The sequence below is a fragment of the Pseudomonas sp. PIC25 genome, assembly GCF_002286785.1.
In the GTDB taxonomy this organism is placed as follows: Bacteria; Pseudomonadota; Gammaproteobacteria; order Pseudomonadales; family Pseudomonadaceae; genus Pseudomonas_M.
The window spans coordinates 72,590-83,624 of record NZ_MUJY01000033.1; the positions used below are offsets into that span (position 1 = coordinate 72,590).

11 protein-coding genes are annotated in these 11,035 nt (G+C 61.1%); 10 read left to right on the top strand and 1 reads right to left on the bottom strand.

The window, feature by feature from the left end; genetic code table 11:
* Positions 1 to 6 precede the first annotated feature (6 nt).
* The 7 genes from BZL41_RS01985 to murB all read left to right on the top strand — a co-directional run bounded on the left by BZL41_RS01985 (position 7) and on the right by murB (position 4,596).
* Positions 7 to 639 carry a MotA/TolQ/ExbB proton channel family protein gene (locus BZL41_RS01985; RefSeq protein ID WP_095597747.1) on the top strand — a complete coding sequence of 211 codons (633 nt, stop codon included), beginning with the start codon at positions 7 to 9 and terminating at the stop codon, positions 637 to 639.
* Complete coding sequence (locus BZL41_RS01990; RefSeq protein ID WP_095597748.1) at positions 636 to 1,064, top strand: biopolymer transporter ExbD; 429 nt, start codon at positions 636 to 638, stop codon at positions 1,062 to 1,064. Before BZL41_RS01985 ends, BZL41_RS01990 begins: the two co-directional genes overlap by 4 nt.
* The gene (gene lpxK, locus BZL41_RS01995) at positions 1,061 to 2,065 is read left to right on the top strand and encodes a tetraacyldisaccharide 4'-kinase (protein ID WP_095597749.1); all 1,005 of its coding nucleotides are present in this window, start codon (positions 1,061 to 1,063) and stop codon (positions 2,063 to 2,065) included. Before BZL41_RS01990 ends, lpxK begins: the two co-directional genes overlap by 4 nt.
* A gap of 104 nt (positions 2,066 to 2,169) precedes the next feature.
* Positions 2,170 to 2,355: a Trm112 family protein gene (locus BZL41_RS02000; RefSeq protein ID WP_095597750.1), complete on the top strand. Its 186-nt coding sequence runs from the start codon at positions 2,170 to 2,172 to the stop codon at positions 2,353 to 2,355.
* Positions 2,352 to 3,116: a 3-deoxy-manno-octulosonate cytidylyltransferase gene (kdsB, locus tag BZL41_RS02005; RefSeq protein WP_095597751.1), complete on the top strand. Its 765-nt coding sequence runs from the start codon at positions 2,352 to 2,354 to the stop codon at positions 3,114 to 3,116. The genes BZL41_RS02000 and kdsB overlap by 4 nt, the downstream gene beginning before the upstream one ends.
* Positions 3,116 to 3,580 (top strand): low molecular weight protein-tyrosine-phosphatase, encoded by a 465-nt coding sequence (locus BZL41_RS02010; RefSeq protein WP_095597752.1) that lies wholly within the window; start codon positions 3,116 to 3,118, stop codon positions 3,578 to 3,580. Before kdsB ends, BZL41_RS02010 begins: the two co-directional genes overlap by 1 nt.
* On the top strand, positions 3,577 to 4,596 hold the full coding sequence (murB, locus tag BZL41_RS02015; RefSeq protein WP_095597753.1) for a UDP-N-acetylmuramate dehydrogenase: 1,020 nt from the start codon (positions 3,577 to 3,579) through the stop codon (positions 4,594 to 4,596). Before BZL41_RS02010 ends, murB begins: the two co-directional genes overlap by 4 nt.
* Positions 4,597 to 4,683: 87 nt before the next feature.
* Here murB and rne read toward each other — a convergent pair whose 3' ends face one another.
* Positions 4,684 to 7,731 (bottom strand): ribonuclease E, encoded by a 3,048-nt coding sequence (gene rne, locus BZL41_RS02020; RefSeq protein ID WP_218224368.1) that lies wholly within the window; start codon positions 7,729 to 7,731, stop codon positions 4,684 to 4,686.
* 569 nt (positions 7,732 to 8,300) lie between these two features.
* On the opposite strand from rne, the gene rluC reads away from it, so the two are divergent.
* Genes rluC through sppA form a run of 3 tightly spaced genes read left to right on the top strand, consistent with a single transcriptional unit; the run spans position 8,301 to position 10,909 of the window.
* Complete coding sequence (rluC, locus tag BZL41_RS02030; protein WP_095597757.1) at positions 8,301 to 9,254, top strand: 23S rRNA pseudouridine(955/2504/2580) synthase RluC; 954 nt, start codon at positions 8,301 to 8,303, stop codon at positions 9,252 to 9,254.
* A complete protein-coding gene (locus BZL41_RS02035; protein WP_095597755.1) occupies positions 9,247 to 9,933 on the top strand; it encodes an HAD-IA family hydrolase in 687 nt (228 codons plus the stop codon). Before rluC ends, BZL41_RS02035 begins: the two co-directional genes overlap by 8 nt.
* Position 9,934: 1 nt before the next feature.
* A complete protein-coding gene (sppA, locus tag BZL41_RS02040; protein ID WP_095597756.1) occupies positions 9,935 to 10,909 on the top strand; it encodes a signal peptide peptidase SppA in 975 nt (324 codons plus the stop codon).
* Positions 10,910 to 11,035: the final 126 nt, after the last annotated feature.

Here is an 11,035-nt window from a genome sequence, read left to right on the forward strand (position 1 = left end):
CATCTCGTGTGGGAACTGGTCAAAGCAGGCGGCTGGATCATGCTGCCGATCATTCTCTGTTCCATCGCAGCCGCTGGTATCGTCGCAGAACGTCTATGGACACTGCGACCCAGCCGCGTCACGCCGCCACATTTGCTCGGGCAGGTCTGGCGCTGGATCAAGGACAAGCAACTCAGTAACGACAAACTCAAGGAATTACGCACCAATTCGCCGTTGGGGCAGATTCTCGCAGCGGGCCTGGCCAACTCCAAGCATGGTCGCGAGATCATGAAGGAGTGCATCGAAGAGGCCGCCGCCCGGGTCATCCATGAGCTGGAACGTTATCTCACCGCGCTCGGTACCATCGCTGCGGTGGCCCCGCTTCTTGGCCTGCTCGGTACCGTGCTGGGCATGATTGAAATCTTCAGCGCCTTCATGGGCGCCGGTATGGCCAATGCCCCGATGCTGGCGGGCGGTATCGCCAAGGCGTTGATCACCACGGCGGCCGGTCTGATCGTGGCGATCCCGGCGTTGTTCTTCCATCGTTACCTGCAGCGTCGGGTGGATGAGCTGGTGGTCGGCATGGAGCAGGAAGCCATCAAGCTGGTGGAAGTGGTACAGGGTGATCGCGACGTCGACCTGGGTGAGGGCAAGGCGTGAAATTCCGGCGCAAACCGCGGGAAAACATCGAGATCAACCTCGCTCCGTTGATCGACGTGGTGTTCATCCTGTTGCTGTTCTTCGTGGTGACCACCACGTTTACTCGTGAGACCCAGCTCAAGGTCGACCTGCCCGAGGCGGCCAGCGGTACGCCGCCGGAAGAAGCCGAGGTGAAGCGACTGGAAGTCCTGATCGACGCCGAGGGTAATTATTCGCTGAACGGGCAGGCCCTGCTGAAGAGCGACCTGACCAGTCTGATGGCGGCTCTGAGCAAGGAGTCCGGTGGCGACAACAGCGTACCGATGGTCATCAGTGCCGACGCCAAGACGCCTCACCAGGCGGTGATCACGGCGATGGATGCGGCCGGCAAGCTCGGCTTCGCCCATTTGCGGATCACCACGATCGAGGCGCAGCCGGCTCCGTGAGTCTCGCTGATCGCCTGCAGGATGCCTGGTACCGGGGACACCCCGCACTTGGCCTCCTGCGCCCGCTGGAGGCTCTCTACCGTCGCGTAGTGACACGGCGCCGGGAGCGTTTCCTGGCAGGCGAGGGGGATATCTACCGTCCGCCTGTTCCGGTGGTGGTGGTTGGCAATATCACCGTTGGCGGCACCGGCAAGACGCCGCTGATCCTCTGGTTGATCGAACATTGCCGGGCGCGTGGGTTGAAAGTTGGCGTGGTCAGCCGCGGTTATGGCGCCCATCCTCCGCAACTGCCGTGGCGCGTCAAACTGACGGACGCTGCGGAGCAGGCCGGCGACGAGCCCTTGTTGATCGTCCAGCGCACAGGCGTACCCCTGGTGATCGATCCCGACCGGCCCCGGGCGGTACGCGTCTTGCTGGAAACCGAGTCGCTGGATCTGATCTTGTGCGACGACGGGTTGCAGCACTATCGCCTAGCGCGCGACCTGGAGTTGGTTCTGATCGATGCCGCTCGTGGCCTGGGTAATCGCCGCTGCCTTCCGGCCGGTCCTCTGCGCGAACCTGAAACTCGCCTGTTCAGTGTGGACGCCTTGCTCTATAACGGTGCCGCTGAGGATCGGCAGGATGGTTTCGCTTTCCAGCTGCGGCCTTCCGCACTGATCAATCTGGCCAATGGTGAACGGCGGGCACTGGACGGTTTTCCTCCGGGGCAGGCAATGCATGCGGTTGCAGGTATCGGTAATCCACGGCGTTTCTTCGCTACCCTCGAAGCGCTACACTGGCGCCCGGTTCCGCATGCCTTTGCCGACCACGCCCGATACAGCGCCGCTCAGCTGCATTTCAGCCCGCCGCTACCGCTGGTGATGACCGAAAAGGATGCGGTGAAATGCCGGGACTTTGCGGCTGAAGACTGGTGGTATCTGGCAGTGGATGCCATGCCATCGGCCAGCTTCGTTGCCTGGTTCGACGCGCAGCTGGCCCGTCTGTTGCCCGATCGTCTCTGATCCTGCCTGTCCATCTGGCTTCGGATGCAGACGAGGCCGGTGTCGGAGAGGGCGCCGCTTCGAGCCGGCACATCCGGATGACTAGACCACCTCAGGAATCTCCCATGGATCCGAAACTGCTCGATATTCTGGCCTGCCCTTTGTGCAAAGGGCCGCTCAAGCTCGCCGACGATAAATCCGAACTGATCTGCAAGGCGGATGCCTTGGCGTTCCCTGTGCGCGACGGCATTCCGGTTATGCTGGAAAGCGAAGCCCGTACCCTCAGTGTCGATGAGCGTCTGGATAAATGAGTATCGACTTTACCGTTGTCATCCCCGCTCGTTTTGCCTCCAGCCGCCTGCCCGGCAAACCGCTGCAGGATATCGCCGGCAAGCCGATGATTCGCCATGTCTGGGAGCAGGCCGGGCGTAGTGGCGCCAGTCGTGTGGTTGTAGCCACCGACGATCCACGTATTGTCGAGGTGTGTCGTGTGTTTGGTGCAGAGGTGTTGCTGACCCGTGTCGAGCATAACTCCGGGACTGACCGGCTGGCCGAAGTGGCGACTCAATTGGGCTTGGCCAGCGACGCCATCGTCGTCAACGTACAAGGCGATGAGCCTTTGATCCCCCCTTCGATCATCGACCAGGTGGCCGGCAATCTGGCTGCTCATCCCGAAGCGGGGATCGCGACGCTGGCTGAGCCGATTGAAGACGTGGCCTCGTTGTTCAATCCCAATGTCGTGAAGGTCGTTACGGATCATGATGGTCTCGCGCTGACATTCAGTCGTGCCCCGTTGCCTTGGGCGCGTGATGCCTTTGCGCAGAGCAAGGAAAGCCTGCCTGCCGGCGTTCCGTATCGCAGGCATATCGGAATCTATGCCTACCGTGCCGGTTTTCTCCATGACTTCGTTTCCTGGGGCCCCTGCTGGCTGGAAAACACCGAAAGCCTGGAACAGTTGCGTGCGCTCTGGCATGGCGTGCGCATCCATGTTGCCGATGCGTTGGAAGCGCCGCCGGCCGGTGTGGATACTCCGGAAGACCTGGAGCGGGTGCGCCGCCTGCTGGGGGCTTGATGCGCGTTCTGTTCGTTTGTCTCGGCAATATTTGCCGTTCGCCGACTGCGGAGGGTGTCTTTCGTCGTCGCGTGCGTGAAGCAGGCCTGGAAGAGCGAATTCATATCGATTCGGCAGGCACGGGCGGCTGGCACGTGGGAAAGGCACCGGACAGTCGTACCTGCCGGGCTGCGCGTCTGCGCGGATATGACTTGTCCGGGTTGCGCGCCCGTCAGTTCCAGCGCGAAGACTTCGAGCGCTTCGATCTGGTCCTGGCAATGGATCACAGTAACCTTCGGCATATTCAGGCGATGCGGCCTGCGACTGCCCGGGCCGAGTTGGATCTTTTCTTGCGCCGATATGACATGACATTGGACGAGGTGCCTGATCCTTACTATGGCGGTGAAGACGGCTTCGAGCAGGTTCTAGACCTGATCGAGGGGGCCAGCGATGCGCTTCTGGCAGAAATAAAGGGGCGGCTGTGAGTTTGCATTTTCAGGAAAACCAGTCGCTGAAGCCGTTCAATACGTTCGGAGTGGACGTAGCTGCCCGCCTGTTTGCAGAGGTGCAGGAGGAGCAAGAGCTGCGTGAAGCCTTGAGTATCGCTGAACAGAAGGGGCTTCCTTTGCTGTTGATCGGCGGGGGGAGCAACCTGTTGCTGACGGCTGATGTCGGGGCCTTGGTAGTGCGGATGGTTAGCCGAGGCATTCGCATTCTTAGCGACGATGGTGAGCAGGTCGTCGTCGAGGCGGAGGCGGGGGAGCCGTGGCATCCATTCGTGCTATGGAGTCTGTCCCAGGGCTTGATCGGCCTGGAAAATCTCAGCCTGATTCCCGGCACCGTGGGGGCTGCACCGATGCAGAACATCGGTGCCTATGGTGTGGAAATCAAGGATGTCTTTGCCGGACTGACCGCGCTCGATCGTCATAGTGGCGAGCTGCGGGACTTCACGTTGGAAGACTGCGCGTTCGGTTACCGGGACAGTCTGTTCAAGCGACAGGCAGGACGCTGGCTCATTCTGCGGGTGCGCTTTGCATTGAGTCGCCGTAAACGCCTGCATCTGGACTATGGGCCGGTGCGGCAGAGATTGGCTGATCAAGGTATCTCCAACCCCTCGGCTATCGATGTGAGCAATGCGATCTGTTCTATTCGCAGGGAAAAATTGCCCGACCCTGCCGAGCTTGGAAATGCCGGTAGTTTCTTCAAGAATCCGCTGGTCAGTGCGGAAATCGCGGCGCGTTTACGAGCTGAGCACCCGGATCTGGTGGCCTATCCCCAGGCCAATGGACAAGTAAAGCTGGCGGCGGGCTGGTTGATCGAGCGGGCTGGTTGGAAGGGCTTTCGAGACGGGGATGCGGGCGTGCATCGCTTGCAGGCGTTGGTCCTGGTGAATTACGGCAATGCCAGCGGGGCTCAGTTGTTGGGTTTGGCGCAGCGGATACAGGCGGATATCGCTGTACGCTTCGGCGTGGCGCTGGAGATAGAGCCGAACGTGATTTGAACTGCTGATTCCAGTGGTGAGACGGTAGTTCGAATTCGTCATAAAAAAGGGGATGCCTAGGCATCCCCTTTTATTTGCAGTGTGAAATCAAGCGTGCGGCTTGATTTCATCTTTCTGCTGGTCTTCCGTTTTTTCGGCTTCGGCTTCGGCTTCGGCTTCGGCTTCGGGCGTGGCCGGAGTTTCCGGCTCGTTGTTTGCCTCGGCTACGGTTTTTTCGGCTTCAGGCTCGACCGATTCCGCTTCTGCGGTCGGGGCGATCGGCTCGACCGCCTGGGCTTCTTCCACCGGTTGAGCGGCTTCGACACTCGGCTCTGTAGTGGTTTCGGCTTTTTCGGCTTCCACTTCTACGTTCGCTTCGGCTGCTGGTGCTTCGGCCTGTTGTGTGACTTCGGCCGCCTTGGCGGCTTCCGCAGCTTCCCGCGCCAGACGCTCGGCCTCGCGTTGACGGCGACGGACCTCGCGGGGATCGTTCGGTGCGCGGCCTGTGCTCGGAACGACCGGTGCGGCTGGTTGCTGCTCCAAAGCGGCTTGCGAAGCCTCGGGAGTGGCTTCGGCCTTCGGCGTAACAACGGCAGCTTCCTCGGGTGCTTGGGCCTCAGGCTCTTCCGGTGCGGAGGTGGTTACCTCAGTTTCTGTCTGGGGCTGCTCGGTAGCAACCTGCTCGGCGACGAAAGTAACGACCTCGGCTTCGGCAGGGGCGCTGGCTTCTGCTTCCTGCTGAACGGTCTGCTCGGCTGCTGCGGTTTCCGCCTGGATTTCGCTGGCGATCACGCCGGAGGCCTCTGCTGCCGCAACCACTGCAAGATCGGAGGTCTGCTGCTCGTTGCGCTCGGCGCCGTCGTCCTCGGTGGCTTCGATTTCGTTGCCTTGGGCGTCACGCTGGCGTTCACGACGGTTACTGCGGCGACGTTGACCACGAGAGCGGCGGCGGGGGCGTTCGCCATCGCTGCCTTCCTGGGACTCTTCGTGCTGCTCTTCACCCTGCAGCAGTTCCTCTTCGTTCGCGGCCTGCTCGGCGGCGCGAGGCTGGCGCTCTTCGCGCGGGGGGCGCGGCGGACGGGCAGGGCGCTCTTCGCGCGTGGTTTCCTGCTGGGCATCCAGCGGCTCACGCAGCTCACGTTTGCGCTCCTCGCGCGGTTGACGCTCTTCGCGCGGCTGGCGTTCGCGACGGCTTTCCTGGCCTTCGGCTACTTCGCGGTCACGCTGGCGTTCCTCTCGGGGCGGGCGTGGCTGGCGTTCTTCGCGTGGCTCACGAGGTTGACGCTCTTCGCGAGCCTGGCGTTCTTCGCGCGGCTTGCGCTCGTCGTCGCGGCGGCCACCTTCACGGCCATCGCGGCGACGGTTCTGCTGGCGGCTGGAGCGCCGCTCCTCGCTACGCGCCGGGCGTTCGCTGCTTGGCTTGCCGGTGGTTTCGGCGGGTTTCTCTTCCGGCTTGCCGGCGAACAGACTGACCAGCGACTTGACCAGACCCTTGAACAGATTCGGTTCCGCGGAGGGCTTGGCGGCTACGGGTTCGCTGGCCGGGGTTGGGGCGGGAGCGGTGCGCTGCGGTGCGGTCTTCACCGCGGCTTCCTGGCGAACCAGGGTGCGGGTGGCGCTGATGGGGTGGGCTTCTTCGGCCTCGCTTGGCGCCATTTCGTAGCTCGATTGACCGGCCAAGACTTCCGGGCTGTCGTCGCGCAGGCGCTGCACTTCGAAGTGCGGGGTTTCCAGGTGGTCATCCGGCAGGATGAAAATGCGAGCACGGGAGCGCAACTCGATCTTGGTGATGGCGTTGCGTTTTTCGTTCAGCAGGAAGGCTGCAACCTGGAAGGGCACGCGCGCGCGAACTTCGGCTGTGCGATCTTTCAGCGCTTCCTCTTCGATCAGGCGCAGGATCGCCAGCGACAGGGATTCGACGTCACGGATAATGCCTTGACCGTTGCAGCGCGGGCAGACGATACCGCTGGTTTCGCCCAGGGAAGGGCGCAGGCGTTGGCGGGACATCTCCAGCAGGCCGAAGCGCGAGATGCGACCGATTTGGACGCGTGCACGGTCGGCTTCCAGGGCTTCGCGCACCTTCTCTTCGACGGCTCGCTGGTTCTTGGCCGGCGTCATGTCGATGAAGTCGATGACGATCAGGCCACCGATATCGCGCAGGCGCAGCTGGCGGGCGATCTCTTCAGCGGCTTCCAGGTTGGTCTGTAGCGCGGTTTCTTCGATATCGCCGCCCTTGGTCGCGCGAGCAGAGTTGATGTCGATGGACACCAGGGCTTCGGTCGGATCAATGACGATGGAGCCACCGGACGGCAGTTTGACTTCGCGCTGGAAGGCCGTTTCGATCTGGCTTTCGATCTGGAAGCGATTGAACAGCGGGACGCTGTCCTCGTACAGCTTGATCTTGCTGGCGTACTGGGGCATCACTTGGCGGATGAAGCTGAGCGCTTCTTCCTGAGCCTCGACGCTATCGACCAGCACTTCGCCGATGTCCTGGCGCAGGTAATCGCGAATCGCGCGGATGATGACGTTGGATTCCTGGTAAATCAGGAACGGGGCGGCGCGGTCTTGGGACGCTTCCTTGATGGCAGTCCAGAGCTGCAGCAGGTAGTCCAGGTCCCATTGCAGTTCTTCGCTGCTGCGGCCTAGGCCGGCGGTGCGAACGATGAGGCCCATGTCGGCCGGGGCGTTGAGACCGTTGAGGGCCTCGCGCAGCTCGTTGCGCTCTTCGCCTTCGATGCGGCGGGAAATGCCGCCGGCGCGCGGGTTATTGGGCATCAGCACCAGGTAGCGGCCAGCCAGGCTGATGAAGGTGGTGAGGGCTGCGCCCTTATTGCCGCGTTCTTCCTTTTCGACCTGGACGATGACTTCCTGGCCTTCGCTCAACACTTCCTTGATGTTGATGCGGCCTTCAGGAGCCTTCTTGAAGTATTCGCGGGAGATTTCTTTGAGGGGGAGAAAGCCGTGGCGCTCGGCGCCGAAATCGACGAAAGCGGCTTCGAGGCTGGGTTCGACGCGGGTGATGCGGCCTTTATAAATGTTGGCCTTTTTCTGCTCGCGGGCGCCCGATTCGATATCCAGGTCGTACAGGCGTTGGCCGTCGACCAGTGCAACACGCAACTCTTCGGGCTGAGTCGCGTTAATCAGCATTCTTTTCATGTAGTACCGTTCGGTTTCCGGTGCTGCCGGAAACGGCGTTCGGCACACACGACTCTCGCGGTCGGTGTCAGGGCGCGTCAGGAATGGTTGTCGGCCGTTCCAGTGTCTAGCAACGTTCGGCCGAAAGGCCGGGGTCGCGACTACGTCTCCTGCTTGCTGTTGTGACAGAAAGCACTTTCTCAGGGGAGGAATCAACCATCGGCAGCGGACGAGATGAAGCGTCTTGAATAAAGCGTGCTACTACACAGTCCGATGGTCGTGCATCTCCACCCTACACGTTTCCCTTGAAAATCGGGTGCCGCTCGCAGAATCCGCAGCGGGTTGGCATTTACCGCGACTGCCCGCTCGGGCGATCGCGCGTCATGGCTCGAGGCTTGGGTTTCCGGGAAGATCGCGGCCTTTCGCGGCGAAATCCCGTCGGACGGCCTCGCGTCCTGAATGGATTTGCATATGGTCGGGATGGCAGTTTTGGCGATCATCCACGGACCAGGCCGCTTTTGGCGGCGTTCGCGACTATAGCAGCAATGATTAAGTGCTTCAATTGCATGAAAATTGTTATGATGCCGGCCATGACGACTCCCTCCCTTCCGACCTCCGGCGTTCAGCTGCTCGAGGTTGCGCCGGAATTTGCCGGCCAGCGCATCGACAATTTCCTTCGTACCCAGCTCAAGGGCGTGCCCAAGACGCTGGTCTACCGCATTTTGCGCAAGGGCGAAGTGCGGGTGAACAAAGGTCGAATCAAGCCCGAATACAAGCTTCAGGCGGGCGACATCGTGCGTGTGCCGCCGCTGCGTCTGGCCGAGCGCGACGAGCCGGCACCGCTTGCTCAGGGGCTTCTGGAGCGCCTTGAGCAGGCGATCCTTTATGAGGACAAGGCTCTCATTGTTATCAACAAGCCGGCGGGTATCGCCGTGCACGGTGGAAGTGGGCTCAGCTATGGGGTGATTGAGGCTTTTCGCCAATTGCGCCCGGAGGCCAAGGATATAGAGCTGGTGCATCGCCTGGATCGGGATACCTCCGGTTTGTTGATGATCGCGAAGAAGCGCAGCATGTTGCGTCATCTGCATGAGGCGCTGCGTGGCGATGGCGTGGACAAGCGTTACATGGCGCTGGTGTGCGGCAGTTGGCCGGCGTCGAAGAAGCAGATTCGCGCGCCGTTGATGAAAAACAACCTGCGCTCCGGCGAGCGTATGGTCGAAGTCAATACCGAAGGTAAGGACGCGTTGACAGAGTTCCGAGTCCTGCGTCGCTTCGGTGATTTCGCCACTTTGGTTGAGGCCAGTCCCATTACCGGGCGTACCCACCAGATTCGCGTGCATGCCAAGCATGCTGGGCATGCGATCGCGGGGGATGCCAAGTATGGTGATGAGGTATTTACCCAGGAAATCCGTGCCTTGGGAGGCAAGCGCCTGTTCCTTCATGCCTATTCGTTGACCGTGCCGCTACCTGAGGGTGGCGAGTTGCGTCTGGAGGCGCCTGTCGACGATATGTGGGCGCAGACTCTGGAGCGTCTTGGTGCGTGACTATCGGCTGTTGATTTTCGATTGGGATGGCACTTTGGTCGACTCCATCGGGCGGATCGTCGAATCCATGCGCCGGGCAGCCGAGTCTTGCTCCTTGCCGCAGCGTGCTGAGGCGGCAATCAAAGGGATTATCGGTCTTTCGCTGCCGGAGGCGATCCGAACCCTGTATCCCGAGCTTGAACGGGACGCGGGATGTGTGGAGCGCTTTCGCCGACAATACAGCGAACATTACCTGACTCTCGAAAACGAGCCTTCGGCGCTGTTCCCGGGAGTGGTCGAGTCGCTGGGGGCGTTCAGGCAGTCGGGGTACCGCCTGGCTGTGGCGACGGGCAAAAGTCGCCGAGGTTTGAATCATGTCCTGGCGGGTCATGGTTGGCTGGATTATTTCGACGTGACTCGCTGTGCTGACGAGACTGCCGGTAAGCCCGATCCGCTCATGCTGCATGAAATTCTCGCGCACTGCGGTGTGGCGGCGGAGCAAGCTCTTATGGTGGGGGATTCTTCCTTCGATCTGTTGATGGCTCGGCGGGCGGGGCTGGATGCGGTGGCGGTCGGCTATGGTGCTCAGCCGCTGGATGTTCTGCTTGAGCATGAACCGTTGCTGGCGATTGAAGAGTTTTCAGAGTTGCGCTCCTGGCTTGGGGCCGGGATGGCTAAACAAATGATCGAGGTGGAGTGAGATGTCGGATGAATGGAAGGCGCCGGCTTCTGGGGCGGATGACGAGAGAAGCTGGAAACTGCTCGAAAAGGCCCTGCTAGCAAGCGTACAGGAGCAGCGGCGTTCCCGTCGTTGGGGGATATTCTTCAAATTGCTGGTATTCATTTACCTGTTCGGGGCGCTGATTGTCTTCTCTCCGGCCTTGAATCTTGGTCCGTCCGCTGGGCGAGCTGAGAACCATACGGCGTTGATTGAGATTCGGGGCTTGATTGCGGACAAGGAGGCGGCCAGTGCCGACAACGTCGTTGGTGCCTTGCGCAAGGCATTCGAGGACCCGAAGACCAAGGGGGTAATACTGCGGATCAACAGTCCTGGGGGTAGCCCTGTCCAGTCCGGTTATATCTATGATGAGATTCGTCGCCTGCGTGGCCTGCACAAAGACGTCAAGCTCTACGCGGTGATCGCCGATGCCGGTGCGTCTGGTGCTTACTACATCGCCAGTGCGGCGGACGAGATCTATGCCGACAAGGCCAGTCTTGTTGGCTCCATCGGTGTGACGGCGGCCAGCTTCGGATTTGTCGACCTGATGGAAAAGCTGGGTGTCGAGCGGCGCGTCTACACGGCGGGTGAGCATAAGGCTTTCCTCGATCCGTTCCAGCCGCAGAAAGAGGACGAGGTTCGTTTTTGGCAGGGCGTGCTGGAAACGACCCATCGGCAGTTCATCGATAGTGTCAGGCGTGGGCGGGGCGATCGTTTGAAGGAAAGCCCGGAGTTGTTCTCCGGTCTGGTCTGGTCCGGCGAACAGGCGCTGCAGTTGGGGTTGGTCGACGGCCTGGGAAGCAGTAGCTACGTGGCGCGGGAGATCATCGGGGCCGAGGAGATGGTGGATTACACCGTTCAGGAGAGTCCTATCGACCGTTTCGCCAAAAAGCTGGGTACCGGCGTGGCGGAGCAACTGTCCTTGTGGATGGGGTTGCAAGGAGTGCAACTGCGTTGATCCGAAAACGAAAAAGGCCCGGTTTTCCGGTAATGCTGTTCACTTAAGCATTTGAGCCCCGGCGGGGCTTCCCCGAAAATCCGATGCCAGGTCTCTGGCATCGGATTTTTTATGTCTCTCCAACAG